Genomic DNA, 26,214 nt, shown 5'->3' with positions numbered 1-26,214 from the left:
CCTTATTTAAACTGTTTGAGGAAACGCAGATCGTTTTCGAAGAAAGCGCGTAAGTCGGTTACGCCGTAACGCAGCATGGTCAGACGCTCCATGCCCATACCGAAAGCAAAGCCGGAGTAAACTTCCGGGTCGATGCCTACGTTGCGCAGCACGTTCGGGTGGACCATACCGCAGCCCAGCACTTCCAGCCATTTGCCGTTTTTACCCATTACGTCAACTTCAGCAGACGGCTCGGTGAACGGGAAGTAGGACGGACGGAAACGCACCTGGAGATCTTCCTCAAAGAAGTTGTTCAGGAAATCGTGCAGCGTACCTTTCAGGTTGGTGAAGCTGATGTTTTTATCAACAATCAGGCCTTCCATCTGATGGAACATCGGGGTATGCGTCTGGTCGTAGTCATTACGATAAACGCGGCCCGGCGCGATGATACGGATAGGGGGTGCCTGATCCTTCATGGTGCGGATCTGAACGCCAGAGGTCTGTGTACGCAACAGACGCGTTGCGTCAAACCAGAAAGTGTCGTGGTCAGCACGTGCCGGATGATGGCCAGGAATGTTCAGGGCATCGAAGTTGTGATAGTCATCTTCAATTTCCGGGCCAGTCGCCACGGTAAAGCCGAGCTCACCGAAGAAACTTTCAATACGATCGATGGTACGGGTGACCGGGTGCAATCCGCCGTTTTCAATCCGACGGCCTGGCAGTGAAACGTCGATGGTTTCGGCTGCCAGACGGGCGTTCAGCACTGCGCTTTCCAGCGCGGATTTACGCGCGTTCAGCGCCTGCTGTACCTGCTCTTTCGCTTCATTGATGACCGCACCCGCTGCCGGGCGCTCTTCAGCAGGCAACTCACGCAGGGTAGTCATTTGAAGGGTCAAATGCCCTTTCTTGCCCAGATATTCGACGCGGACGTTGTCTAACGCGGCAACATCTGAGGCCTGGTTAATGGCGGCCGTTGCACTGGCAACCAGCTCTGCGAGATGTGACATGGTTTTCCTCATTATGTCGGTGCAGACACCGATTTGGTGGACTTAATCTCTCGAATTTAGACACAAAAAAAGCCTCCATCAGGAGGCTTATCTGGCGCTGTTTTTCGTTTCATCTTTCACGCGCTAGCCTCCTGAATTCAGGTGCTAAAGTAAAAGAAGAAGCGGAAAATAGCAGCATTCATGCTTGCGTTACCTTGTGTGGTAAAAACCGTTAAGACCTTATTGAAAAGCCTGCACGGATAAATGTCAATCTTCTGATGGTGTTAAATGAAAAGAGGGAGCAAAGCCCCCTCTTTCAACTGGCTTATGCCAGTGCTGCTTTCGCTTTTTCGACCAGAGCGGTGAACGCTACTTTGTCGAATACTGCGATGTCAGCCAGGATCTTACGGTCGATTTCAACAGAGGCTTTTTTCAGGCCGTTGATGAATTTGCTGTAAGAAATACCGTTCTGACGTGCTGCTGCGTTGATACGCGCAATCCACAGTTGACGGAACTGACGCTTACGCTGACGACGGTCACGGTAAGCGTACTGACCTGCTTTGATAACAGCCTGGAAGGCAACGCGGTAAACGCGTGAACGCGCACCGTAGTAACCTTTAGCTTGTTTCAAAATTTTCTTGTGACGTGCACGTGCAATTACACCACGTTTTACGCGAGCCATATGTGCTCTCCTGTATCTATATTCTTAGTAAAAAATTAAACGTTAACGGCTTATGCGTACGGCAGGCACGCGATAACCAGACCCAGATCGCCTTTAGAAACCAGGCCTTTTGGACGCAGGTGACGTTTACGCTTAGTAGATTTTTTGGTCAGAATATGACGCAGGTTTGCGTGCTTACGCTTAAATCCACCACCACCGGTTTTTTTGAAGCGCTTAGCAGCACCGCGTACGGTCTTAATTTTTGGCATCTTAATAACTTCCACTTCGCATTGTTAAATAAACGAAACATAGGCGAACAAAACCTATGAAACCCGAAGGCTCCACAGATTTTGCTGCTTGAAGGCCTTACTGTTTCTTCTTAGGAGCGAGCACCATGATCATCTGGCGGCCTTCGATCTTCGTAGGGAAGGATTCGACTACTGCCAGTTCACTCAGATCTTCACGGACGCGGTTAAGCACTTCCATACCGATCTGTTGGTGGGCCATCTCACGACCGCGGAAACGCAGTGTGATCTTGGCCTTATCGCCATCTTCCAGAAAGCGTATCAGGCTGCGGAGTTTTACCTGATAATCGCCATCGTCGGTACCAGGACGGAATTTGATTTCCTTAACCTGGATAACTTTTTGCTTCTTCTTCTGTTCCTTAGAAGACTTACTCTTTTCATAAAGGAACTTGCCGTAGTCCATAATACGACAAACTGGCGGTTCGGCGTTAGGGCTGATTTCAACTAAATCTACTCCAGCTTCTTCAGCTTTTTCGATCGCTTCTCTCAGACTCACAATCCCCAGTGGTTCACCTTCAAGATCTGTTAAGCGAACTTCCTGGGCGCGAATCTCGCCATTGATACGATTCGGACGTGCCGTTTGAACTCGTTTTCCGCCTTTAATACCTTATTCCTCCAGTTGTTGAAGACTGCGGCTGCGAATCTCTTGTTGCAGCTTCTCAATCACTTCACTTACGTCCAGGCTTCCCAGGTCTTTACCACGGCGGGTGCGAACGGCCACTTTGCCTGCTTCCACCTCTTTATCACCACAGACCAACATATACGGGACACGACGTAAAGTGTGCTCGCGGATTTTAAAGCCAATCTTCTCATTTCTCAAGTCTGCTTTTACGCGAATGCCCGCATTTTGTAGTTTCTGCGTCAATTCTTTAACGTAATCGGCCTGAGAATCGGTAATGTTCATCACCACCACCTGCACTGGCGCAAGCCAGGTTGGGAAGAAGCCGGCGAACTCTTCGGTCAGGATGCCGATGAAGCGTTCCAGAGAACCGAGGATTGCACGGTGAATCATTACCGGTACCTGACGCTCGTTGTCTTCGCCAACATAAGAGGCGCTTAAACGCTGCGGCAGGGAGAAGTCCAGCTGTACCGTTCCGCACTGCCATGCGCGATCGAGGCAGTCATACAGGGTAAATTCAATTTTCGGACCGTAGAATGCGCCCTCGCCCAGTTGGTATTCGAACGGGATACCGTTCTCTTCCAGCGCCACGGCGAGATCCGCTTCCGCGCGATCCCATGTCTCATCGCTGCCGATACGTTTTTCCGGACGCGTTGAGAGCTTGACAACGATTTTCTCGAAGCCAAAGGTGCTATACATATCGTAGACCATACGAATGCAGGCGTTAACTTCGTCACGTACCTGGTCTTCCGTACAGAAGATATGTGCATCATCCTGAGTAAAGCCACGAACGCGCATCAGACCGTGCAGCGCACCTGATGGTTCGTTACGGTGGCAGCTACCGAATTCCGCCATACGCAGCGGTAAATCGCGGTAGGATTTCAGACCCTGGTTAAAGATCTGAACGTGGCCCGGGCAGTTCATTGGCTTGATGCAGTATTCACGATTCTCGGAAGACGTGGTGAACATCGCATCTTTGTAGTTGTCCCAGTGGCCTGTTTTTTCCCACAGAACACGGTCCATCATGAACGGGCCTTTCACTTCCTGGTACTGGTACTCTTTCAGCTTAGAGCGCACGAAAGTTTCCAGTTCGCGGAAGATAGTCCAGCCGTCGTTATGCCAGAAGACCATACCCGGCGCTTCTTCCTGCATATGGTACAGGTCAAGCTGCTTACCGATTTTACGGTGGTCACGCTTAGCCGCCTCTTCCAGGCGCTGCAGGTAGGCGTTCAGGGCTTTTTTATCCGCCCACGCGGTACCATAAATACGCTGCAACATCTTGTTGTTGCTATCGCCACGCCAGTAGGCGCCCGCGATTTTCATCAGTTTGAAGTGATGGCAGAAGCGCATGTTCGGCACGTGCGGACCACGGCACATGTCGATGTATTCTTCGTGATGATACAAGCCAGGCTTATCATCATGAGAAATGTTCTCGTCAAGAATAGAGACTTTATAGGTCTCGCCACGCTTCACGAACGTTTCACGCGCTTCGTGCCAGCTGACTTTCTTCTTAATGACGTCATAGTTGGATTCGGCGAGCTCGTGCATACGTTTTTCGAGCGCGTCGATATCTTCCTGAGTCAGGGTGTGGTCAAGGTCAACGTCATAATAGAAACCGTTGTCAATAACCGGGCCGATCGCCATCTTGGTGTTGGGCCACAGTTGTTTGATTGCGTGACCTAACAGGTGCGCACAGGAGTGACGAATGATCTCCAGACCTTCTTCGTCTTTCGCTGTGATGATAGACAGCTTCGCATCGTTTTCGATCAGATCGGACGCATCAACCAGTTCGCCATCAACGCGGCCGGCAATGGTCGCTTTCGCAAGGCCAGGACCAATATCCAGGGCAACATCCATTGGGCTTACAGCGTGGTCGTAGTGGCGTTGGCTGCCATCAGGAAGAGTAATTACAGGCATTTTATATCCTTATTTGCAGTGATGCCCCACACATAAGAGCATATACAAAGAAAATAATCGTTAGTAAACAATAGATTACGAACCATCTAACCAACAATCGTCAAATTGGCTCGCCATCCTGGACCGGCCGAATTCAGATTAATGCGGATTTACGGCAGGCGACGTAATGGTAACACTAATGCAAGGGCGAATGCACCCTCTGCAACTTTTTTGCGACTCATCCATTTGTATGAGTTTGTTAAGTTTTACCGCCCACAGCTCGCAATCCAGTATTGCTAAGCTATCCTTGAACTGGTCTTAATCTCTCTAAGGAGCATCCAATGAATGTTTCCAGCAGAACCGTCGTGATTTTAAATATCCTCTCAGCCGCCGTTTTGGTGCTGATTCTTGCCGACCGATTCCACTGGTTTTAATTCTGACCGGTAATGTGGCATAGCCTTCTGGCCTTTGCATTGCACACCCTGGCGCATATTTTGATAGACTGAGGGAATCAACTGACAAGGATTAGGTTATGCCAACGAAACGTTTTGCCGTTAAGCACTGGAAAATGGTGGTAGTACTTATTGCTATCTGCGGCGCGATGCTGCTGCTGCGCTGGGCCGCCATGATTTGGGGTTAACCCTGTGGGGAAAACGACTTAAGAAAGAACTGACCGGGTAATACATTCCGGTGACACGAGCAGAGTCAATAAAAAATAGAAGACGTGAGTTAGCCTTTAATACCCTGCGCCGCAAAAACCGGTACATCAACATCCGGTTTTTGACGGGTTAGGTAATTGATATCTGATTCAATACCTACGCGACAATAACGCGATCAGGACCACTCACCAGCGACCAGTTTATGCACATCAAAGGCATCATTCATGGATTGCCCGGTAGACTGCGTGCCTGGTGCGATGTTGGAGCCTGCTTCGACGTCAGAGGCGCGGGTAATACCTGTGGCAACGTTAGCATCTGCGGCAGGTGAAGCCAGGTTATCGGCAGCGAATACGCCAAACGAAAGTGCGGAAAGCGCCATTGCTGCGGCAGCGTTTTTAATTTTGTTCATCATCATAATTCTCTATTTTCATTAATACTGAACAGCCTAAGGCAACATTTTGCCTGTGCCCTAAGTGTAGATCTGGATCACACTTTTTCCTAGTCAATTAATTTATCAAAACGTGTCAAATAAATTGAATATACGCGACGGGAGTAATTATGGAGAAATTAAGAAGTTTTGAAGGACCACTTATTTTAAAACGGCGTTCAATATAAAACAGCACAGCTTCAAAAAATGAAAAATAAAAAACGGGCCGAGTATTCGGCCCGCGACTATTACATTTTATAGCCCAGAGAAATGGTGGTTCTACGGTCGGTATGATCCGGTGCAGAGTCCGGCGGGGAAGAGTTCCAGGTCACGTTGTACGCCAGTTTCAGGCCAAAGTGTTCGTTGATGGCCACGTTCAGCGCCGTCTCGGAGTTCAGCGTGGTATCGTCGGCACCGAAAACAGAAACCCCCTGAGTGAACTTAGTGGTGTCGGTCATCTGCCAGGCGTAGGTGCCGGAAGCATAACCTAACGGCTGAGTTTTGGTTTCGCCGTCGGTGAACTCGTCATAGCGAACACCAGGACCGAATTCGAAGCGGAAGCTGTGCACCGGTCCGTTGAGGAACTGGCGACCATAACCTGCCGTGAACACGTCACGCTGGCGGTAGCCGTTATAGCGGTCGGTTAACCAGCTGGCCTGACCGAACAGATAATCGGCGTCGGTCATGTTATAGCGGCTACGTCCCCCTACGGCATATTTCTCTGAGGAGCGTTCATCATTCGCGGATGTGTTGCTGGCGTTCCCCCACAGCGACCACGCTGTGGTGTTGCCGTACCAGGTCAGGGTGCTGTCTGCCGTCAGAGAGGAGCTTTTCGTGTTACCCGATTGTGCCAGATAACCCGCGTTCAGGTTACCTTCAAACGGTTTTTGCGCGGAGCTTGGATCGTCCATGACAGTAAAAACGGAATCATCGGCGGCTGCGTTCAACGACGCAAACACACCACCCGCCAGCATCAGTGCAGCAGGAACTGTCTTCAAAAGCTTCATTTTATTAGGGAGTCCATACAACAAAAAAAGAGACCATCACGGTCTCGGAAACTTTCTTGAGGATCAATGACAAGGCGTCCAGAGAAAGGTAACAAATTATAAAAAGCCGCAAATAACATAGCAATGTTTTCTTATTTTATTTTTTGAATAAGAACGATCCCAAATCGACATTTAATTTATATGTCGGGTTTTCAGTTTTTGTCAGTATTCATATTTAAAATCATATTGTTATTTACATTGCCTTCCTGGTAATCGGTGCCAGACTTAAGGAAGCCCATACTAAAAGGAGGTAAACATGGTTTCCATATACACCCTGACACTCTCCCCTTCCCTCGACTCCGCGACCCTGACACCCCAAATTTACCCTGAGGGGAAACTGCGCTGTAGCGCCCCCGTATTTGAACCGGGTGGCGGCGGCATCAACGTGGCCCGCGCGATTACGCACCTCGGCGGCAAAGCCACCGCGATATTCCCGTCAGGCGGCGCCACCGGCGAACACCTTGAGTCGCTGCTGGCGGATGAACAGGTCGCCACCCAGACCGTGAATGCCAAAGACTGGACGCGGCAAAACCTGCACGTCCATGTTGAGTCCAGCGGCGAGCAGTACCGCTTCGTCATGCCAGGCGCCAGACTCAGCGACGACGAGTTTCGCCAGCTCGAAGAGAAAGTGCTGGCGATTGAATCCGGCGCGCTGCTGGTCATCAGCGGCAGCCTGCCGCCTGGCATCAGTACGCAAAAGCTGACAGCGCTGATCGCATCCGTCCAGCAGCGCGGCATTCGCTGCATTGTCGACAGCTCAGGTGAAGCGCTCCAGGCAGCCCTTGAACCTGGTCAGCTTGAACTCGTTAAACCCAACCAAAAAGAGCTAAGCGCGCTGGTTAATCGCGAGTTGACCCAGCCTGACGACGTGCGGACCGCCGCCGAGGAGCTGGTTCGCAGCGGTAAAGCGCTGCGCGTGGTCGTCTCCCTGGGGCCACAGGGGGCGCTAGCGGTCGACAAAACCGGTTTTGCTCAGGTGGTTCCGCCGCCCATGAAAAGCCAGAGCACCGTGGGTGCGGGTGACAGCATGGTCGGTGCGATGGTGTTAAAGCTTGCAGAAGGTGCTTCTCTTCTGGAGATGACGCGCTACGGCGTGGCCGCCGGTAGTGCTGCAACCATCAATCAGGGAACACGCCTGTGCTCGCTGGAGGATACCCAGAAGATTGTCAATTATCTGTCGAAAGCCTGATAACGCCGCCCCCTCCGCGCGAGGGGGTAAGCGTGCCAGAGTCGCCAAACCCACACTATCGACTATGCTAAAAAAACTTTCGTGATAACAATGAGGTGAAATATGAGCAGTGGTGATATCACCCGCTACGTCGTAACGGTAAGGATCCATGAAGCGTCGCTAACCGAAATCAATGAGCTGAACAATGCGTTCACGCGCGCCAATTTCCTGTTCACCCTGACTGACGAAGACGGCAATATTCATGATTTGGGGACGATGACGTTTGGCCTGATCAGCGCGCTTAGCCAGGAAGAGGTCAATGCCCTGGCAAGCAGCCTGGCAGAAAGCGTGACCGATAAAGCCACGGAGATAGACGTGGACACCTGGGAGAGCTGGGTGAAAAAAGAACAATAAGTGCCTTGTAGTGCAGTAAACCGCTCATGTGTGCGTTAGTTCCTGTTTTTTAACAGCCATTTTGCGCTAACGTTATGATCTGGCAGACAACATGGGAGAGAGATCATGTGGCAGGCTATCAGTCATCTTTTAAGTGAGCAGCTGGGAGAAGGTGAAATTGAACTGCGTAACGAACTGCCAGGCGGAGAGATCCACGCCGCGTGGCATTTGCGCTACGCTGGACGCGATCTTTTCGTAAAATGCGATGAGCGGGAATTACTTCCTATCTTTACCGCCGAAGCCGATCAGCTGGAACTGTTATCGCGCAGTAAAACGGTCACGGTTCCGCAGGTCTGGGCCGTGGGAACCGACAGAGATTACAGTTTTCTGGTGATGGAGTATCTGCCGGCGCGCCCGTTGGATGCCCACAGCGCCTTCATCCTGGGACAGCAAATTGCCCGCCTGCACCAGTGGAGCGATCAGCCGCAGTTTGGCCTCGACTTTGACAACGATCTCTCCACCACGCCACAGCCCAACGCCTGGCAGCGCCGCTGGTCGACGTTCTTTGCCGAGCAGCGCATCGGCTGGCAGCTTGAGCTTGCCGCAGAGAGAGGGCTGGAATTCGGAAATATCGATGCCATCGTCGAACATGTCCAGCAACGGCTCGCTTCGCACCAGCCACAGCCATCATTACTGCACGGTGATTTGTGGTCCGAGAACTGCGCGCTGGGGCCAAACGGCCCTTATATCTTTGACCCCGCCTGCTACTGGGGTGACCGGGAGTGCGATCTCGCCATGCTGCCGCTCCATCCTGAGCAGCCGCCGCAAATCTACGATGGGTATCAGTCCGTCTCCCCGCTCCCGGGCGATTTCCTCGACAGACAGCCGGTTTACCAGCTCTATACCCTGCTTAATCGGGCGATCCTGTTTGGCGGCGAGCATCTGGTTAACGCGCAGCGCGCGCTGGATCGCGTGCTCGCGGCCTGATCTCACAGGGTGGCTAATGTGCCACCCTGCGTTTTCTTACAGGAAGCCGAGCAGCGAGAAGAAGAAATAACCCGCGACAATGATGATCACCGGCAAGACGTAGAGCGGAAATATCTGCAAGAAAATGGTGTGACGCGGAACCACTATCCGCGATTCAATCTGCTCGCGCGTCAGCCCCGAGTCCCCTTTGGCCTGCTCCAGAATCAGCTGGTCCTCCACCCCTTCACGCAAAAAACGCGTCTGACGGCTCATGCGTGCGCCCGAGGCCTGTAGCGCCATCGCAATAAAAATCAGCGCATAGATTACCCAAAACCCAACGTTAAGCTTCTGGTGGAAATCCGGCGTCGGTGAGTTGTACCAGAAAAAGTTCAGGAATGGCGTGTTGAAGCGCATCATCTCAATCATCACATGTGCGAAATCCAGCATAACCGCATTGATGCCCGGCTGCTTTTCGCTGTGATCGAACATGAATTTAAAGATGGAAATCAGCGTTGAAATCACCGCCGGAATGAAAATGACCCACCCGGCAATACGTTTTAAGACAGCGATGCGTCCAGCTTGTTGATACGTCATCAGTTCCCCTTCAAAAAAGACGCGTTATTTGTGCCTAAGTCTACCTGCTGACCGTGATTTTCGCCCGTTCTTTGAAGGCAATATGCTAAATTGCAGACTGGACTTAGCATTTATCGTTTGTCGGACACCTGAGAGAAGGAGACGTAATAATGACGGCACCGCGCCAGATTCTTGCCGCTATTTTTGACATGGATGGACTGCTGATCGATTCCGAACCGCTGTGGGATCGCGCTGAACTGGACGTTATGGCCAGCCTTGGCGTAGATATCTCTCGCCGGAACGAGTTGCCCGACACGCTTGGGCTGCGCATCGATATGGTCGTTGAGCTGTGGTATGCCCACCAGCCGTGGGTTGGCCCTGACCGTAACGAAGTGACCAACCGGATTATCAGTCGCGCGATTTCCCTGGTTGAGGAAAACAAGCCTCTGCTGCCCGGCGTGCGTGAAGCCGTTGCGCTCTGTAAGGCACAAGGCTTAAAAGTGGGGCTGGCGTCTGCCTCACCGCTGCATATGCTGGAAAAAGTGCTGACGATGTTTGAGCTGCGCGACAGCTTCGACGCGCTGGCCTCGGCGGAAAAGCTGCCCTATAGCAAACCCCACCCGCAGGTTTATATGGATTGTGCCGCGAAGCTGGGCCTTGACCCGCTGTCCTGCGTGGCGCTGGAAGATTCGGTCAACGGCATGGTGGCATCGAAAGCGGCGCGTATGCGCTCGATTGTTGTCCCGGCCGAAGAAGGTCAGCACGATCCCCGCTTTGCGCTGGCCGATGTCAAACTGTCATCGCTAACCGAACTTACCCCGCAGCACCTGCGCGGCGAGTAACCCTTTTCAGGCAGCGAGGCTGCCTGAAAGCGTATGACCGGGCACGAAAGCGCATGAATAGTGCCCGTTTGTGACAAAGGGTTACACCGTCACCTCTTCCGTACACTGTATAAAAAACCTATACTGTATGAATTGACAGTTTGTTGGGTTTTATCATGACGGCGGAAGGCCACCTGCTTTTTTCAATTGCCTGCGCGGTGTTTTCTAAAAACGCTGAACTTACCCCTGTGCTGGCGCAGGGGGACTGGTGGCATATTGTCCCTTCCGCAGTATTGACCTGCCTGCTGCCGGATATCGATCATCCGAAGTCTTTCCTTGGCCAGCGATTGAAGTGGATATCCAAACCCATCGCCAGGGCCTTTGGTCATCGCGGATTTACCCACAGTCTGTTGGCTGTTTTTGGCCTGCTGACGCTTTTCTATCTTAAGGTCCCTGATAGCTGGATAGTGCCTGCCGATGCCATTCAGGGCATGGTGCTGGGCTATTTAAGCCATATTCTTGCCGACATGCTCACCCCGGCGGGCGTGCCGCTTCTCTGGCCCTGCCGGTGGCGCTTCCGCCTCCCGATCCTCGCCCCCCAAAAAGGCAACCAGCTTGAGCGCGTGTTGTGCATGGCGCTGTTTGCCTGGGCGGTCTGGATGCCGCAAACATTGCCCGAAAACAGTGCAGTCCGCTGGTCATCGCAAATGATTAACTCCCTGCAATTCCAGTTTGATCGTTTTATTAATCACCAGATTGAACATTAAACCGACAAAATAATCACATTTGTCATAAACCATTCCATTTGGATATAAGCGCCACATCACACTTCTGCTAACCTTGCGCCAACAGGCTCGGTAAAAACCGACCGGATAATAAATCAGGAGAACGGGGATGAATTTTCCACTCATCGCGAACATTATTGTGTTCGTTGTTTTGCTATTGCTTCTCGCACAGACGCGCCACAAACAGTGGAGCCTGGCGAAGAAAGTACTCGTCGGTCTGGGTATGGGTGTCGTATTTGGTCTGGCATTACACGCCATTTACGGTTCCGATAGCCCGGTAATGAAAGAGTCTATCCAGTGGTTCAACATTGTCGGTAACGGCTATGTGCAGCTGCTGCAGATGATCGTCATGCCGCTGGTGTTTGCCTCTATTCTGAGCGCGGTTGCGCGTCTGCACAACGCCACCCAGCTGGGTAAAATCAGTTTTCTGACCATCGGGACCTTGCTGTTCACTACGCTTATCGCCGCGCTGGTCGGTGTACTGGTGACTAACCTGTTTGGTCTGACCGCCGAAGGTCTGGTACAAGGCTCAGCCGAAACCGCGCGCCTGACGGCAATCCAGACCAACTATGTTGGTAAACTTGCCGATCTGACCGTTCCGCAAATGGTGCTTTCCTTTGTTCCGAAGAACCCGTTTGCTGACCTGACCGGTGCAAGCCCGACGTCCATTATCAGCGTAGTGTTCTTCGCTGCGTTCCTGGGCGTAGCGGCACTGAAGCTGTTGAAAGACGATGCGCCGAAAGGTGAACGCGTGCTGGTCGCCATCGATACCCTGCAAAGCTGGGTCATGAAGCTGGTTCGCCTGGTCATGCAGCTGACGCCTTACGGCGTGCTGGCCCTGATGACCAAAGTGGTGGCAGGCTCCAACCTGCAGGACATCATCAAGCTCGGTAGCTTCGTGATTGCGTCTTACCTGGGTCTCGCCATCATGTTTGTGGTGCACGGCATCCTGCTGGGCGTTAACGGCGTGAGCCCGCTGAAATACTTCCGTAAAGTATGGCCGGTGCTGACCTTCGCCTTTACCAGTCGCTCCAGCGCAGCCTCTATTCCGCTGAACGTTGAAGCGCAAACGCGTCGCCTGGGCGTACCAGAATCCATCGCCAGCTTCTCTGCTACCTTTGGTGCCACCATTGGTCAGAACGGTTGCGCGGGGCTTTACCCGGCGATGCTGGCGGTGATGGTTGCGCCAACCGTGGGGATTAACCCGCTGGATCCGGTCTGGATTGCGACTCTGGTGGGTATTGTCACCATCAGCTCCGCCGGTGTGGCGGGTGTAGGCGGTGGGGCAACCTTCGCTGCGCTGATCGTACTGCCTGCGCTGGGCCTGCCGGTAACGCTGGTTGCACTGCTGATTTCCGTTGAACCGCTGATCGACATGGGTCGTACTGCTCTGAACGTCAGCGGCTCCATGACTGCCGGGACGCTGACCAGCCAGTGGCTGAAGCAGACGGACAAAGCGATCCTTGAAAGTGAAGATGACGTCGAACTGGCGCACCGCTAATCACTGCACAATAAAAAAACCGCCTGATGGCGGTTTTTTTATGTCTGTTAATCTTCAACCTCTTCTTCCTGGCGGATTTGCACCGCCCAGCGCTGCGCCGACTCGGGAACCGTAAACACGGGGGAGCGGCGAAAGTGTTCACCAATCAGCACAAATGCCACGTACTTCCCACGCAGCTGCCAGACATCGCGAAAGCCCTCAACCTTCAGGGCATGGTCAGGCGGCGCAGGTTCGACGCGGGGCACATAGCTAATAACCTGGCGATTTTGTTGGCGAAGAGGTTTCATAAGCGACGGGTTCACTAATACAGATTCTGAATACAGGAAATTTCTATCATAGCCGATTCTCCCCCCACCCGTCGCGCCTCGGGGGCCGATGATGCCAGCTTTCGTTAAGAAAAATGTCCTAAAACGCCTGGTTCGTTAGCCTGTTCATGACATTGTTCTATCCTTAATAGGGTTTTTAGGAACGTATACAGGAGAAGCGTGCAATGTCGAACAATGATAAAACACATCAATCACCCATTCATGGCACTGAAGAATCTCAACCGGGAATGGATTCACTTGCTCCAGCGGACGGATCGCATAAGCCTTCACCGGGCCCTTCCGCACCGGGCGAACAACCTACTGCGCCGGGAAGTTTCAAATCCCCGGGCAACGCAAATGATAAACTGAATGCTCTCGAGCCTCACCGCAAAGGCGGCGAAGGCCATGCGCTGACAACTAATCAGGGCGTACGTATTGCCGATGACCAGAACTCCCTGCGCGCAGGCTCTCGCGGGCCTACCCTGCTGGAAGATTTTATCCTGCGGGAAAAAATTACCCATTTCGACCATGAGCGCATCCCGGAACGCATCGTTCATGCGCGTGGCTCTGCGGCGCACGGCTATTTCCAGCCCTATAAGAGCCTGAAAGATATCACTAAAGCGGACTTCCTCTCCGATCCCGACAAAAAAACGCCGGTGTTTGTGCGCTTCTCTACCGTCCAGGGCGGCGCAGGCTCTGCCGACACGGTGCGTGATATCCGCGGCTTTGCCACCAAGTTTTACACCGACGAAGGGATTTTCGATCTGGTAGGGAACAATACGCCGATCTTCTTTATTCAGGATGCGCATAAGTTTCCTGACTTTGTCCATGCGGTAAAACCAGAGCCACACTGGGCCATACCGCAGGGACAAAGTGCGCATGACACCTTCTGGGACTATGTTTCCCTGCAGCCCGAAACCTTACACAACGTGATGTGGGCGATGTCCGACCGTGGGATCCCTCGCAGTTATCGCACCATGGAAGGGTTCGGGATCCACACCTTCCGCCTGATCAACGCCGAAGGTAAAGCCACGTTTGTGCGATTCCACTGGAAACCGGTCGCCGGTAAAGCGTCGCTGGTGTGGGATGAAGCCCAGAAGTTGACCGGTCGTGACCCGGACTTCCACCGTCGCGAGCTGTGGGAATCCATCGAAGCCGGTGATTTCCCGGAATACGAACTGGGGCTACAGTTAATCCCGGAAGAGGACGAGTTCAAGTTTGATTTCGACCTGCTCGACCCGACCAAGCTGATCCCCGAGGAGCTTGTTCCCGTGCAGCTGGTGGGCAAAATGGTGCTCAACCGTAACCCGGATAACTTCTTCGCCGAGAACGAACAGGCCGCGTTCCACCCAGGGCACATCGTCCCCGGCCTGGACTTCACCAACGATCCTCTGCTGCAGGGGCGTTTATTCTCCTATACCGATACGCAAATCAGCCGCCTTGGCGGGCCAAACTTCCACGAAATCCCGATCAACCGCCCGACCTGCCCTTACCACAACTTCCAGCGCGACGGGATGCACCGCCAGGATATCGACACCAACCCGGCCAACTACGAACCTAACTCGATCAACGATAACTGGCCGCGTGAAACGCCACCGGGGCCGAAGCGCGGCGGGTTTGAGTCTTATCAGGAACGCGTGGACGGGGCAAAAATCCGCGAACGCAGCCCCTCCTTTGGGGAGTATTACGCCCACCCTCGCCTGTTCTGGAACAGCCAGACGCCAATTGAGCAACAGCATATTATCGGCGGCTTTAGCTTCGAACTGAGTAAAGTGGTGCGCACCTACATCCGCGAGCGCGTAGTTGATCAGCTTGCGCATATTGATATCCAGCTTGCCCAGAGCGTTGCTGATAATCTCGGCATTACGCTCACCGACGAACAGCGTCATGCCGCCCCGCCGAAAGACGTCAACGGCATCAAAAAAGATCCGTCCCTGAGCCTCTATGCGGTACCGGGCGGGTCAATTAAGGGCCGCGTCGTGGGGATCCTGCTTAACGACAAAACCCGCGCCAGCGATCTGCTGGCGATCATGACAGCGCTGAAAGCCAAAGGGGTGCACGCCAAGCTGCTCTACTCGCGCATGGGCGAAGTGACGGCCGATGACGGCTCGGTACTGCCGATTGCGGCCACCTTTGCCGGGGCGCCGTCGCTGACGGTGGATGCGGTGATTGTGCCGTGCGGCGAAATCGCCAGCCTGCTTGGCAACGGTGATGCCAACTACTACCTGCTGGAAGCCTACAAGCACCTGAAGCCGATTGCGTTTGCTGGCGACGCACGCCAGTTTAAACCGTTGCTGAAGGTAGCGGATCAGGGCGAAGAAGGGATTGTCGAGGGTGACAGCGTTGACGATGCGTTTATGACCCAGCTGTTCGACCTGCTCGCCGCCCACCGCGTGTGGTCGCGCAGCAGTAAAACTGCGCAGATCCCGGCATAAAAAAAGCCGGGTGGCCGTGCGGGCTGATGCCCTCACCCCAACCCTCTCCCACGGGAGAGGGAGCAAACATAAAAAAAGGCAACGTTCGTTGCCTTTTTACTTTTACTTCGCCACCGGGCTTTTTACTCACAGATCGTTAAACGTCCCCAGACGATACCCGCGCTCGGCAATCGCATACTTCAGCGAGGATGAGGTCAGGATATCCAGCTCTGCCAGCCGCGGCCAGCAGTAGGCACTTTTGCGTATCGTATTATCAACAAAAGCCGGGTGCGCCATAACCTCCAGCGAATGCTCGCCTCGTGCGGCAGACTCATCCAGTACCTTCAGGAACAGTGCTTCGTCGATTTCATCACCGTAAAATGCGCTGCTGAACCCGTCGGTCGTGGACACTGACGGGCTGTTCAAGGCATGAAGCGCCAGCTCAGTGCGATCCACGCGCATCGCCACCCCTTTACGCCGGGCAAACTCCGCGACAATCGGGAGAATCACCGGGATCATATGCACGTGATGATGGCTGTCGATATGCGTCGGCTCACGACCAAACACGTCAACAAAGCGGTTAAACTGGCAGTCCAGCTCGCGGGTGATTTCGTCGAGCGGCAACGTCCCCTGCTCGGCCATTTCCCAAATCCATTTGCCCAGTGCGCCGTCGCGCGTCAGGCCCGGCATGGGGGAAAGCGGCATGCCCAGCGTCAACACAAAGTGCATACCGACACCGAGCTCAGGTACGTCCCGGCTGAGCTGCGCCGCGTGCCCGGCCGCTTCACCATTGATCATGGCGGTGGTCGAGGTCACGATGCCCCGACGACAGGCTTCAATGATGCCGTAGTTCTGCCCTTTCGACAGGCCAAAATCGTCGGCATTCACAATCAGCAGGTTTTCCATTGCGCCCCCTCTTAACGGTGTTTCAGCTTCTCAACCGTAGCAGCAAAGTTTGGCAGCCATTTCTCATGCGCCAGGATCATCTCACTCGCCAGCTGTTCCGCGTCGCGGTCGGAATGCACCAGTGGGCTAAGGTTCAGCGCCAGGAGCACATCGTTCAGCTCGCCGCTTAACGCAGCGTGGCTCGCCGCCACTTCAAACCCTTTGATGGTATGGATCAGGCCCATCACTTTGTCATCAAAATGGGTGATGCGTGGGTGCGGTTTTGCGCCGTCGCGGCCCAGGATACAGGTCATCTCAACGGCCCAGTCTGCCGGAATGTTATCGATGTGTCCGTGATGCGGCACGTTCACATAGTGTTCCGCCTGCTTGTCGTTATAGATGGCGTTAATCACTTCACACGCCGCGTCCGAATAGTACGCCCCGCCGCGCTGCTCAAGCTCTTTTGGCTTCACGTTTAGGTTCGGGTCTTTATACAAATCAAACAGCTGCTTTTCAACTTTCTGCACAACCTGTGCACGCGCGCCGCCCTTGTAGTATTCACCCATCTCAATCGCCAGCATCTCTTTCTGCTTGAAGTAGTAAAGCAGATAGGAGCACGGCAGCAGATTCAGCGAGCGAATAAGCCCTTCGCTGAACGGCAGGTCAAAGATATTTTTCACCGATGCGGCAGTCAGACGGCCGGAGGCCACGCCGTCGAGCAGCTCGGCAAAGCGTGATGTGCCGTTAACGATCACATCTTTGATGAATACCATGTGGTTCAGGCCGAACAGGTCGATGGACAGCTCGTCGCTGTCGCTCAACGCAAGCACGTCGCGAATAAACATCTTCATGCCAATCGGAATATTACATACGCCGATAAAACGCTTGAAGCCGGTATGGCGGTACACCGCCTCGGTGACCATGCCCGCCGGGTTAGTAAAGTTGATTACCCAGGCATTCGGGCAGATCTCTTCCACATCTTTGATAATGTCGAAAATCACCGGGATGGTACGCAACCCTTTGAACAGGCCGCCTGCGCCGTTAGTCTCCTGCCCGAGGTAGCCGTGGCTGAGCGGGATACGTTCGTCCAGTTCGCGGGCTTTCAGCTGGCCTACGCGCAGCTGGGTCGTCACAAAATCAGCATCTTTCAGCGCCAGACGGCGGTCGAGGGTTTTATGCACGGTGAGCGGAACGCCCGCTTTTTCAACCATACGCTGGCAGAGGTCGAAAATAATATTCAGCTTCTCCTGACCTTCCTCAACGTCCACCAGCCATAATTCGCTCACCGGCAGTTCATGATAACGTTTCAGGAAACCTTCCAGTAATTCCGGGGTATAGCTGCTGCCGCCACCAATGGTTACGACTTTTAATTTCTGTTGCATAAATATCTCCCTTCGCATATCAGGTTAACCGCCTGCAACGTATAGCGTGCTGTTCCCGCTATTTTGGGCAAGCAATCAAGACAGTATTCGTAGCGGATATAACCGCCAAAAGTTAATTCATTACCGTTAAACTCTTTCGGTAACTGTTCGGTGTGAATGAGGTAAATTTCTTAAAGGTCTTAATAAACAGACTGGGACTGCTATAGCCCGACTCATAGGCAATATCGGTGACAGAGTAGTTCGTAATTTCCAGCTGTTTTTTGGCAAAATTAATGCGGATTTCATTAATTATTTGCACGGGCGTTTTGCGATAATAGCGCTGGGTCGCGCGGGTTAAATATTCCTGCGACTTACCCGATAACGCCACCATATTCTCCAGCGCATTGTCACTGAATTGACATTTATCATGCATCATTTCAACGGTGCCGCGCAGCCACTGGGGAATATCATCAATCACCTGCTGTTCTTCACGGTGATGACGAAGACGGTTCATCACGTAGAAAGTGACGGTTTCAATAAACTCATCAAATTCGTTATCGCGGAAGTTAAGCGATGCAATCACCGTTTCAATCCAGGTCATGAACTCGTTTTTGACGCGATAGACCTGCGAGGCCACGAAGCAGAACGGCACCAGCGGCAGGTAGTGTTTCTCAAAGAAACGTCTGCTTACCCCAACGTTGAGAATGCGCGTTGCACCGAATTCATAAAAGCTCTGGTGATAGGAGCCCATCGGCAGGAAGACGAAATCACCGCGTTCCAGCAGGACACGCTTGCCGTTGATCTCCTGATAGTAGCGGCCGGTCAGAACAATCGTGAACTCGTAGTAGTCGTGCTGGTGCAGACCGCTCGCGCTCTCCGTCTTGTTGTAAATAACCACATGAAAATTTTTGCCATTAAACAGCTGCTGCTCAAAAGCGGTTTTAATTTCCATCGTGCTGACCTCCTGCTACCTGACTTACTGCATCTTCTCGTGAAGCTCAATCAACTCAGCCACCAGCTCGCGGGCCAGCATGGACGTCATTAGATGGTCCTGAGCATGAACCAGCACCAGGCTCACTTTCATCTTCCCTTCGCCCTGATCGCCTTCGATAAGTTTAGTCTGCACGAGGTGAGCTTCATTCAGCGCGGTGCGCGACTGATCCATCATCGTTTTGGCTGCTGCAAAATCGCCCTGCTTGGCCTGCTTCAGCGCGGCGTAGGCCAGGCTACGGGCCTGTCCTGAGTTGATGATGAGGCCCATTACCACTTCTTCCAGATCGTTCTCTGCGGCTTCTTCGGCTACGATACTGTCCAAATCTAACATCTTTTCGCTCCTTGTGGCTGGCGCGGGCTGCCCCGCGCCGTGCAATTTTAGAATTTCAGTGCGAGGGCGATATCCTCTTCGCTCTCTTCTTCGTCGATGACCGTTGCGGCTTTGTTCGCTATCGCCACGAACGGCATGTACAACAGGGTGGCAATTCCGAGGTTGAATATCGCCAGCAGGAAGGCGGCCACGCTACCGTTGGTATTGAAGAACGCGCCCAGACCGGTCGGCATCGTCCACGGTGCAATGTTGGTTACCGGCGGGATAATGCCCAGGTAGTACGCAATCAGCGTAATTGCCGCCAGCAGAGGCTGAACCAGCACGAAAGGAATGAACATCACCGGGTTCATGATGATTGGCAGACCAAACAGGATCGGCTCGTTAATCTGGAAGATGCCGGAAGGCAGCGCCAGTTTCGCCACCTGACGATGGTCAGCGCGGCGAGACACAATAAAGACCGCGATGATCAGACCCAGCGTCGCCCCGGTACCCCCCAGGAAGATATAGGAGTCCAGCATCGGCTTCGCCCACACATGGAAGGTTTTACCTGCTGCCAGTGCCGCATCAACGGAACCGTACTGCTGGTAAAGCGCAACGTTTTCCAGTGCCCACGGGGTCATGATGCCGCTGTCCAGCGCCGCCAGTGCCAGTGAACCATGCACGCCGAAGAACCACAGCAGGGAGGTGAAAATCACATACGCCCAACCGACCACGCCACCCATCGACGCCAGCGGCGTGGAGATAGAGTCCATGATGATCTGGTGGAAGTTTGTACCCCAGTGAGAAAGCGCCCAGGCAATAATCCCCATAATAGAGAGGATAATGAAACCTGGAATCAACGCGGAAAATGAACGAGAAACAGAGGCCGGTACGCTATCCGGTAAGCGAATAACCCAGTTACGACGGATAATAAAGGTGAACATTTCCGCCACGACCAGGCCGATAATAATACCGGAAATAATATTTGCGCCACCCAGCCAGTTTGCGCCAACGGCATAGGCTTCGCCCACGCTGTATGGTGTTACCGTCATAAAGGCGGCAATCGATAATAAACCGGCCGCCAGCGGATCCACTTTACGTTCTTCCGCCAGCGCCATGCCAATAAAGAAAGGGGCCATCAGCGACATAATACCCAACGTACCGTTGTATACGTTGCCGCCGATGGCTTTAAGACCATTGAGGGTTTCAATGGTGGAAGCGTCTAACCTGATTCCTAATGAATAAAAGAAGGAACCTTCCCCGAAGCTCAGAAAAACGTTGTTAATTAAAACGAACATTGCCCCGGCCAGCGTCAGCGGCATTAATTTAATAAAGCCGTTTTTGATGGCATTAACGTGAGGCTGCTTTCCTATTTTAACAGCAAAAGGAAGGAGTACCTTTTCAAGTGAAGCGATGACTTTACTCATAGGAAAATACCCTTAAATGCCGCAACTGACGTTACGGCGTATTGTGTGTGAAATTACTCTTTGACGGGAAAAATAAAAAAATTAATTAGCAGCTTTTTTAATGGCTGCAACAGCAGCTTTCAGTACACCTAAACCATCGATTTTGCCATACAGCACAGAATCGATAACTTCGACAGGCTTATTCGGTAACAGACGTTGAATTTCAGGCAGCATGTAAGCGATTTGTGGCCCCAGCAACACGACGTCTGCCGTCTGGCCTTTCTCGCCCGCCAGCGTCTCTGGAAACGCTTCGATTACGACGGGAACTTCATACTTTTCGGCCTGCGCGCGCATCTTGGAGACCAGGAGTGAGGTTGACATGCCCGCTGAACAGAACAGATAGATATGTTTCTTTTCCATAATAATTTCCCTCTTGTATCACTACCCACCGTCGCACTCTCACTCGACTTGCTATCCTGGCTGACGGGCAGATGGCTTAATGTTGTTTATCGTTGAAGTGAGTATACGCAATGGTACAAGGCGGGGATAATTCTGAACAGGCTGAAATTGTCTCTCATTGACCTGGCTTGTTGACTACCTTCACATTTCGGGCAAATAATTCGCGCAAAGAAATAAGATTCACGCGGGCGAAAAAAAACCGGCCTGTTGGCCGGTTCTTTATCATCCTCTGGCAAGCGCGGTTACTGCGCCTTAGGTGCCTGCGGATCGGTGTCGTATTCAGCACAGGTCTGGTAACCTGAGTTCATCACGCGTCCTGCATCATCCAGCGCGACGAAGTAGGTTTCAGCCTTACCATCACGTTGACCCAGGATGTAGGTCTGGCAAGTACCTTTCGCATGGATCATGGTGACTTCAGAAGATGGCTTACCGGCAATCGCGGCAACCTGGGAACGCGTCATCCCTTTTTTGACATCTTTAACGACTGGCTGTGTGAACTGATCTTTCGTGCGATCGTAAGCTGTACACCCTGCCAGCATAGTCAGTACCGCCGCTGCGCTTAAAATTCCTGCTACGTTCTTGTTCATATTCCGTCCTCTTGTTTATCAGCGTGTTATCTAAGCATGGAATAAAAAACACTATTGTTCAACTTTGCGAGTTACGCCAGACGAATTTCAGAAAAATCTAATAAAACAATATTAACTCGCGAAATTGGCGTAATTCAGCGCACTCAAAACCGTGAACCTTGTCGTTTTACGTCCAAAGGGTTAGTTTTAACAGATGACCAATTCTGTTCGATTCTGCAAAGGGGGGCGTAATGGCTCTGCAACAAGAGATTATTCAGGCGCTGGGCGCAAAGCCTGAGATTGACGCAAACGAAGAGATCCGCCGAAGCGTCGATTTTTTAAAGTCGTATCTTAAAACCAATAGCTTCCTGAAATCCCTGGTGCTGGGCATCAGCGGCGGCCAGGACTCCACGCTTGCGGGTAAGCTGAGCCAGATGGCTATCTCTGAGTTGCGTGAAGAGACCGGGGATAACGCGCTGCAGTTCATTGCCGTTCGTCTGCCCTACGGCGTGCAGGCTGATGAGCAGGATTGTCAGGATGCCATCGCCTTCATCCAGCCCGATCGGGTTCTCACGGTAAACATTAAAGGCTCGGTCCTTGCGAGCGAGCAGGCGCTGCGTGAAGCAGGCATTGAGCTGAGTGATTTCGTTCGCGGCAATGAAAAAGCGCGTGAACGAATGAAAGCTCAGTACAGCATTGCGGGAATGACCAGGGGGATTGTGGTCGGCACCGATCACGCCGCAGAAGCCATCACTGGCTTCTTCACCAAATATGGCGATGGCGGCACCGACATCAACCCGCTCTTCCGCCTGAACAAGCGCCAGGGTAAGCAACTGCTGGCAGCGCTTGGCTGCCCTGAACACCTTTATAAGAAAGCGCCTACCGCCGATCTGGAAGACGATCGCCCTTCCCTGCCGGATGAAGCCGCGCTGGGCGTCACCTACGACAATATCGACGACTATCTGGAAGGTAAAACGCTGGACGAAGGCACCGCGAAAATTATTGAAGGCTGGTATCTCAAAACCGAGCACAAGCGTCGTCCGCCGATCACGGTGTTTGACGATTTCTGGAAGAAATAACCCGGCGTCGCTACGCCTGCACGGGCCTGTGATCCTTCCAGGCCCGGTCATCGCCCCTTGCCCCCCTGCTCATCCGCCTCTTTTTTAACCACTAAACACCTGCTACACTGTATGCCTGAACAGTATATGGAGCAGTATGTGAGCAGGCGTCAATCAGCCCCGCGCCTTGAATTTGAAGCGGCGGCTATCTATGAATATCCGGAACATCTTCGCCCCTGGCTTGAGGCCCTGCCGAAGCAGCCTGGCGTCTATTTTTTCCATGGCGAAAGCGACACCATGCCGCTTTACATCGGCAAAAGCGTCAATATTCGCAGCCGCGTGTTGTCCCATTTGCGCACCCCGGACGAGGCAGCGATGCTGCGTCAGTCCCGGCGCATCACCTGGATCCAGACGGCCGGTGAGCTGGGGGCGTTACTGCTGGAAGCCCGGCTGATCAAAGAACAGCAGCCGCTGTTCAACAAACGGTTGCGCCGTAACCGCCAGCTCTGCTCTATCCAGGTCCAGGCCGGTAAGCCACAGGTGGTTTACGCGCGTGAAGTCGATTTTTCGCAAGAACCTAATCTCTATGGCCTGTTTGCCAACAAACGCGCGGCGCTGCAGACCGTACAAACGCTGGCGGACGAACTCCAGCTTTGCTATGGCCTGCTGGGCCTGGAGGCCACCACGCGCGGGCGCGCCTGCTTCCGCTCGGCGCTCAAGCGCTGCGCAGGAGCCTGCTGTGGAAAGGAAAGCGTGGAAGCGCACCATGCACGTTTTCTCGACGGGCTGGCCTCGATTCGCGTCAACTGTTGGCCCTGGGAAGGTGCCGTGGCGCTGAAAGAGACCGGGGACGGGATGACCCACTATCACATCATTCATAACTGGCTATGGCTGGGCGCCGTGGATAGCCTGAACGATGCCGTTTCGCTGCTCCGCACGCCCGCCGGGTTCGATCAGGACGGCTACAAAATTCTCTGTAAGCCGTTGTTGACCGGGCAGTACGAGGTCATTTTGCTCAATGACCTGGAAGCCAGGTAATTTCGCTGAACAGCAACGTCCCTTTCGTTTCCAGTAACCGCAGGGTGTGCGAGCCGTTTTCCCAGCTGGCCCCCTGATCGGCCCTCAGCAGTTTTTCACCCAGCTGCCACGCGCCGCTCAGCACGAAGATCACGCCCCCGCGTGAGCCAAAGGTGGTGAAGGTTCTGTCCGCAACGCGAACCTTTGCCCGACACTGCTCCCGACGCGTCATGATGTTGAAGTCCATCGACATCTGCCCGTCGGTGAGCAGCGCCTTTACCGGCAGATCACCGGCAAAGCTGTAAGGCTGATGGTGCTTAAGGGTATGGCAGAACGCCTTCCCGGCATCCAGCGTCACCTCTCCCCCCTCCAGCAGCGTAATGACCCGGTCAACGCCCGGAAAAGAGGAGAACTCGCCGTTGCTGGCGATGGACGCAATGCTGGCGCGCCAGGAAAAATCACGCGTCGCGGAAGGAAAGCAGCAAATTTCGCGGGTCTCACCGGCCCCATTACGCCAAAGGCTGACCGGCATCTTGCGGATATCAAAGAACTCCATCACCACTCCTGAAGGGCGCTCATACGCCAGCCCAGCGGCATTACGCCCGCTGCAGTCTTGATTGTTATCGTTAGGTACTCCCGGAAACAGTATCGGCAGCAGAGCAGACATGCCTTAGGCGGACGTTGATAAAAAATATAACGTCATGACTCTTTTACATTTTCTCTGGAGCGACAACAGGAGAATACCGCGCTTCTGGCGGCAGGCAAGAGGAGGATGAAAGAAAAAACCGCCGGTCCTGTCCACAGCAATTGTACTTTGTGGACAGGATCCCGGCGGTCTTAAGTGTGTGAGCCTGTTATTCGGCTGGTGTTGGCATTTTAGCGTCCGGCGCGTGACGTTCTGTCAGACGCTTCTCAAAATTGGCATTAAATTGTTTTTTCTGTTCCGGCGTCAGAATGTTGTAGATCTTATTCTGGGTTTCCATACGGGACAGCATCATGGCTTTATGCTGTTCGGCCATCTTGTCGATTTGCGCTTCAGCTTTCGCTTTATCGAAGCTGTCGCTGGCAATGATGTCATGCATTGCGCGGCGTTCTTCCAGCGGCGGACGCTTCATCTGGTCGCGCTGGCTTTTCATGATGTCGCGAACCTGCTGCTTCTGCGCATCGGTCAGGTTCAGATCTTTAAACATCATATCGTGGTGCATACACGGCTTGCCTTTATGATGCATCATCATTTTGCCTTCGGTTGGCGCAGCAGCGGTAGTGGTCGCGGTATCTGCGGCGAAGGCCATGCTGGTAGCGCCCAGAGCCAGGGTAGAAGCAACAAACAGTGCAGTGAATGTACGCATAATTTATTTCCTTTCTTTCAGTTATTCTTCGGCGCTATGCCGTGTTGACGAGATTAACTTTACGGGGTTTATCGTCAATTAGTCAGAGCAACGGTAAAACAATGAAAGTGTAAAAAACACTTTATCGCCAATTGTGGAGGAATTAAGGAAAAAGCGTGGAGAGATGAAACAAAAATATTCAACAGAATGATTTTAAAGAGATTATGAAGAAGTATATCGAAGTCGTGATTATTTTAAAAGCAGTTCACCAGGAATAATCTGCAAAATAATGGCAATCACGTGAATCGCTAAGAAAATAATGTTCAGCGCCCCTCTCCCCAAAGAGAGGGGGATACTGTCAGGTCATTTTTTCCAGCATCAGTCCGGCTCTCAGACCCAATGCAACGGCGGGATTGGGGAATAACACATACTCCGTGCGTTGGCGCACCTCGTAACGCTCCTCGCCGTCCTCGGCCAGCAATACCCCCTGGCGAAACGGCGTGAAATTCAGGGTATGCGCTGGCATGTGCAGCCGGAACGCCTCGCTGCGCCGGGTGATCTGCTGCACCACCCGATAGCGCTCCACCGGCCCGGGCGCGTGTGCCAGCGGCATGCCACCGAGCAGCGCCCGCAGCGCCTGATGGGTGGCGGCAAAACGCGTCAGATCGTTGTGACCAAACGGCAACGCTTTTCCCAGCTCCAGCGTGCAGGCCAGCGCGCCAAAACGTTCACAGGTGAAATGGGTGAAGGTGCCGCCCGGCGTCTGATGGAAAACTAACGCCTCAAGGCCAGCATCGCCGAGCCAGGTGAGGAAGGCGTCATCCCACGGCTGGCTGCGCTGCGGCAGTACGCCAAAACGCATGTGCCAGGAGGCGCGGATCGCCGTATGCAGATCCAGATGCCAGCGTTCTTCTCCATGCTTGGCAAAAAACGCGCCCACAACGCCTTCCAGCCAGGCTGCGCGCGCCGTTTCCCCGCACTCAGTGAACTGCGACCAGCGCCCGCCAAACATGCGGTTGATGTCGCTTGTCAGGTAGCGTTTGTTTTCCGCCAGCGCGGGCGGGTTGCCAAGCACCACCAGCAGACGGTTTTGCAGAGCGATCTCACCGCGAAAGAGCGCGTGCAGCAGCAGGTCGACAATCTCGACCGGCGCGGTTTCATTGCCATGAATGCCAGCCGAGAGCAAAAGCGAACGTTTGCTGTCGGCATGCGGCGTAAGTTCGAGTACGCCGTCTCCGTGCCACTGCCAGTTAAACGACGGGCCTTCTCCCTGCTTCTGCGCGGGTGTTTCCCCGGCCAGCGTCAGCGCCAGTAATGTTTCCATTTC

31 protein-coding genes and 1 other annotated feature are annotated in these 26,214 nt (G+C 53.3%); of the genes, 11 read left to right on the top strand and 20 right to left on the bottom strand.

The window, feature by feature from the left end; genetic code table 11:
- Positions 1-2: 2 nt before the first annotated feature.
- The 6 genes from pheS to thrS all read right to left on the bottom strand — a co-directional run bounded on the left by pheS (position 3) and on the right by thrS (position 4,467).
- Positions 3-986 carry a phenylalanine--tRNA ligase subunit alpha gene (pheS, locus tag FFS28_RS00390; RefSeq protein ID WP_042319620.1) on the bottom strand — a complete coding sequence of 328 codons (984 nt, stop codon included), beginning with the start codon at positions 984-986 and terminating at the stop codon, positions 3-5.
- Between the two features lie 62 nt (positions 987-1,048).
- Positions 1,049-1,173 (bottom strand) — a sequence feature (Phe leader region).
- Entirely contained in the window at positions 1,124-1,168 is a 45-nt protein-coding gene (pheM, locus tag FFS28_RS21645; RefSeq protein ID WP_001386830.1) for a pheST operon leader peptide PheM, read from the bottom strand. It overlaps the preceding feature by 45 nt.
- Positions 1,174-1,290: 117 nt before the next feature.
- Positions 1,291-1,647 (bottom strand): 50S ribosomal protein L20, encoded by a 357-nt coding sequence (rplT, locus tag FFS28_RS00380; protein ID WP_000124850.1) that lies wholly within the window; start codon positions 1,645-1,647, stop codon positions 1,291-1,293.
- Positions 1,648-1,697: 50 nt separating this feature from the next.
- Positions 1,698-1,895 carry a 50S ribosomal protein L35 gene (rpmI, locus tag FFS28_RS00375; protein ID WP_003030583.1) on the bottom strand — a complete coding sequence of 66 codons (198 nt, stop codon included), beginning with the start codon at positions 1,893-1,895 and terminating at the stop codon, positions 1,698-1,700.
- Positions 1,896-1,992: 97 nt separating this feature from the next.
- Positions 1,993-2,535, bottom strand: a complete 543-nt coding sequence (infC, locus tag FFS28_RS00370) for a translation initiation factor IF-3 (RefSeq protein WP_059443439.1) — start codon at positions 2,533-2,535, stop codon at positions 1,993-1,995.
- Between the two features lie 3 nt (positions 2,536-2,538).
- Positions 2,539-4,467 (bottom strand): threonine--tRNA ligase, encoded by a 1,929-nt coding sequence (thrS, locus tag FFS28_RS00365; protein WP_137848431.1) that lies wholly within the window; start codon positions 4,465-4,467, stop codon positions 2,539-2,541.
- A 320-nt stretch (positions 4,468-4,787) separates the two neighbouring features.
- Between thrS and yncL the strand changes: the two genes are divergently transcribed.
- A complete protein-coding gene (gene yncL / locus FFS28_RS00360) occupies positions 4,788-4,880 on the top strand; it encodes a stress response membrane protein YncL (RefSeq protein WP_137848430.1) in 93 nt (30 codons plus the stop codon).
- Positions 4,881-4,978: 98 nt separating this feature from the next.
- The gene (gene yniD, locus FFS28_RS00355) at positions 4,979-5,086 is read left to right on the top strand and encodes a small membrane protein YniD (protein ID WP_003857815.1); all 108 of its coding nucleotides are present in this window, start codon (positions 4,979-4,981) and stop codon (positions 5,084-5,086) included.
- 194 nt (positions 5,087-5,280) lie between these two features.
- Here yniD and FFS28_RS00350 read toward each other — a convergent pair whose 3' ends face one another.
- Both FFS28_RS00350 and FFS28_RS00345 read right to left on the bottom strand, forming a co-directional pair.
- A complete protein-coding gene (locus FFS28_RS00350; RefSeq protein WP_137848886.1) occupies positions 5,281-5,514 on the bottom strand; it encodes a hypothetical protein in 234 nt (77 codons plus the stop codon).
- A 266-nt stretch (positions 5,515-5,780) separates the two neighbouring features.
- Complete coding sequence (locus tag FFS28_RS00345) at positions 5,781-6,539, bottom strand: DUF481 domain-containing protein (protein ID WP_006174858.1); 759 nt, start codon at positions 6,537-6,539, stop codon at positions 5,781-5,783.
- 295 nt (positions 6,540-6,834) lie between these two features.
- On the opposite strand from FFS28_RS00345, the gene pfkB reads away from it, so the two are divergent.
- The 3 genes from pfkB to FFS28_RS00330 all read left to right on the top strand — a co-directional run bounded on the left by pfkB (position 6,835) and on the right by FFS28_RS00330 (position 9,126).
- Positions 6,835-7,767 (top strand): 6-phosphofructokinase II, encoded by a 933-nt coding sequence (gene pfkB / locus FFS28_RS00340; RefSeq protein WP_137848429.1) that lies wholly within the window; start codon positions 6,835-6,837, stop codon positions 7,765-7,767.
- 102 nt (positions 7,768-7,869) lie between these two features.
- Positions 7,870-8,160, top strand: a complete 291-nt coding sequence (gene ghoS, locus FFS28_RS00335) for a type V toxin-antitoxin system endoribonuclease antitoxin GhoS (RefSeq protein WP_137848428.1) — start codon at positions 7,870-7,872, stop codon at positions 8,158-8,160.
- 105 nt (positions 8,161-8,265) lie between these two features.
- On the top strand, positions 8,266-9,126 hold the full coding sequence (locus tag FFS28_RS00330; RefSeq protein WP_058609036.1) for a fructosamine kinase family protein: 861 nt from the start codon (positions 8,266-8,268) through the stop codon (positions 9,124-9,126).
- Between the two features lie 36 nt (positions 9,127-9,162).
- Here FFS28_RS00330 and FFS28_RS00325 read toward each other — a convergent pair whose 3' ends face one another.
- Positions 9,163-9,699, bottom strand: a complete 537-nt coding sequence (locus tag FFS28_RS00325; RefSeq protein ID WP_137848427.1) for a YniB family protein — start codon at positions 9,697-9,699, stop codon at positions 9,163-9,165.
- A gap of 149 nt (positions 9,700-9,848) precedes the next feature.
- Between FFS28_RS00325 and hxpB the strand changes: the two genes are divergently transcribed.
- The 3 genes from hxpB to FFS28_RS00310 all read left to right on the top strand — a co-directional run bounded on the left by hxpB (position 9,849) and on the right by FFS28_RS00310 (position 12,785).
- Positions 9,849-10,520, top strand: a complete 672-nt coding sequence (hxpB, locus tag FFS28_RS00320) for a hexitol phosphatase HxpB (RefSeq protein ID WP_006174853.1) — start codon at positions 9,849-9,851, stop codon at positions 10,518-10,520.
- Positions 10,521-10,675: 155 nt separating this feature from the next.
- The gene (locus FFS28_RS00315) at positions 10,676-11,266 is read left to right on the top strand and encodes a metal-dependent hydrolase (protein ID WP_137848885.1); all 591 of its coding nucleotides are present in this window, start codon (positions 10,676-10,678) and stop codon (positions 11,264-11,266) included.
- Between the two features lie 127 nt (positions 11,267-11,393).
- Entirely contained in the window at positions 11,394-12,785 is a 1,392-nt protein-coding gene (locus tag FFS28_RS00310) for an L-cystine transporter (protein WP_137848426.1), read from the top strand.
- A gap of 47 nt (positions 12,786-12,832) precedes the next feature.
- On the opposite strand, the gene cedA is transcribed toward FFS28_RS00310, so the two are convergent.
- Positions 12,833-13,072, bottom strand: a complete 240-nt coding sequence (cedA, locus tag FFS28_RS00305) for a cell division activator CedA (RefSeq protein WP_006174850.1) — start codon at positions 13,070-13,072, stop codon at positions 12,833-12,835.
- A gap of 203 nt (positions 13,073-13,275) precedes the next feature.
- On the opposite strand from cedA, the gene katE reads away from it, so the two are divergent.
- A complete protein-coding gene (katE, locus tag FFS28_RS00300; protein ID WP_137848425.1) occupies positions 13,276-15,525 on the top strand; it encodes a catalase HPII in 2,250 nt (749 codons plus the stop codon).
- A gap of 126 nt (positions 15,526-15,651) precedes the next feature.
- Here katE and chbG read toward each other — a convergent pair whose 3' ends face one another.
- The 7 genes from chbG to osmE form a co-directional block, all read right to left on the bottom strand.
- Positions 15,652-16,410 (bottom strand): chitin disaccharide deacetylase, encoded by a 759-nt coding sequence (gene chbG / locus FFS28_RS00295; protein ID WP_137848424.1) that lies wholly within the window; start codon positions 16,408-16,410, stop codon positions 15,652-15,654.
- Between the two features lie 11 nt (positions 16,411-16,421).
- The gene (locus tag FFS28_RS00290; RefSeq protein WP_058609039.1) at positions 16,422-17,771 is read right to left on the bottom strand and encodes a 6-phospho-beta-glucosidase; all 1,350 of its coding nucleotides are present in this window, start codon (positions 17,769-17,771) and stop codon (positions 16,422-16,424) included.
- Positions 17,772-17,883: 112 nt separating this feature from the next.
- Complete coding sequence (chbR, locus tag FFS28_RS00285) at positions 17,884-18,702, bottom strand: transcriptional regulator ChbR (RefSeq protein ID WP_006174845.1); 819 nt, start codon at positions 18,700-18,702, stop codon at positions 17,884-17,886.
- 24 nt (positions 18,703-18,726) lie between these two features.
- A complete protein-coding gene (gene chbA / locus FFS28_RS00280; protein WP_006174844.1) occupies positions 18,727-19,074 on the bottom strand; it encodes a PTS N,N'-diacetylchitobiose transporter subunit IIA in 348 nt (115 codons plus the stop codon).
- A gap of 47 nt (positions 19,075-19,121) precedes the next feature.
- Positions 19,122-20,480 (bottom strand): PTS N,N'-diacetylchitobiose transporter subunit IIC, encoded by a 1,359-nt coding sequence (gene chbC, locus FFS28_RS00275; RefSeq protein ID WP_006174843.1) that lies wholly within the window; start codon positions 20,478-20,480, stop codon positions 19,122-19,124.
- Positions 20,481-20,561: 81 nt separating this feature from the next.
- Complete coding sequence (chbB, locus tag FFS28_RS00270) at positions 20,562-20,879, bottom strand: PTS N,N'-diacetylchitobiose transporter subunit IIB (protein ID WP_006174842.1); 318 nt, start codon at positions 20,877-20,879, stop codon at positions 20,562-20,564.
- Positions 20,880-21,160: 281 nt separating this feature from the next.
- Positions 21,161-21,505, bottom strand: coding sequence for an osmotically-inducible lipoprotein OsmE (gene osmE, locus FFS28_RS00265; protein WP_058609040.1), 345 nt, complete (start codon positions 21,503-21,505; stop codon positions 21,161-21,163).
- 230 nt (positions 21,506-21,735) lie between these two features.
- On the opposite strand from osmE, the gene nadE reads away from it, so the two are divergent.
- Together nadE and cho are read left to right on the top strand one after the other, a co-directional pair.
- Positions 21,736-22,563: an NAD(+) synthase gene (gene nadE, locus FFS28_RS00260; RefSeq protein WP_137848423.1), complete on the top strand. Its 828-nt coding sequence runs from the start codon at positions 21,736-21,738 to the stop codon at positions 22,561-22,563.
- A gap of 138 nt (positions 22,564-22,701) precedes the next feature.
- A complete protein-coding gene (cho, locus tag FFS28_RS00255) occupies positions 22,702-23,580 on the top strand; it encodes an excinuclease Cho (protein ID WP_072208767.1) in 879 nt (292 codons plus the stop codon).
- Here cho and ves read toward each other — a convergent pair.
- The 3 genes from ves to astE all read right to left on the bottom strand — a co-directional run bounded on the left by ves (position 23,558) and on the right by astE (position 26,211).
- Complete coding sequence (gene ves, locus FFS28_RS00250; protein ID WP_042319602.1) at positions 23,558-24,115, bottom strand: environmental stress-induced protein Ves; 558 nt, start codon at positions 24,113-24,115, stop codon at positions 23,558-23,560. The two genes, cho and ves, sit on opposite strands and share 23 nt — an antisense overlap.
- A 298-nt stretch (positions 24,116-24,413) precedes the next feature.
- The gene (spy, locus tag FFS28_RS00245; protein ID WP_137848422.1) at positions 24,414-24,908 is read right to left on the bottom strand and encodes an ATP-independent periplasmic protein-refolding chaperone Spy; all 495 of its coding nucleotides are present in this window, start codon (positions 24,906-24,908) and stop codon (positions 24,414-24,416) included.
- Between the two features lie 337 nt (positions 24,909-25,245).
- Positions 25,246-26,211: a succinylglutamate desuccinylase gene (astE, locus tag FFS28_RS00240; protein WP_137848421.1), complete on the bottom strand. Its 966-nt coding sequence runs from the start codon at positions 26,209-26,211 to the stop codon at positions 25,246-25,248.
- Positions 26,212-26,214: the final 3 nt, after the last annotated feature.

Origin of the sequence: Enterobacter sp. 2VL, from assembly GCF_005503595.1 — a bacterium.
Taxonomy (GTDB): Bacteria; Pseudomonadota; Gammaproteobacteria; order Enterobacterales; family Enterobacteriaceae; genus Enterobacter; species Enterobacter cancerogenus.
The sequence above is the reverse complement of the archived record's forward strand: the minus strand, read 5'-3'. Positions and strand labels throughout refer to the sequence as shown.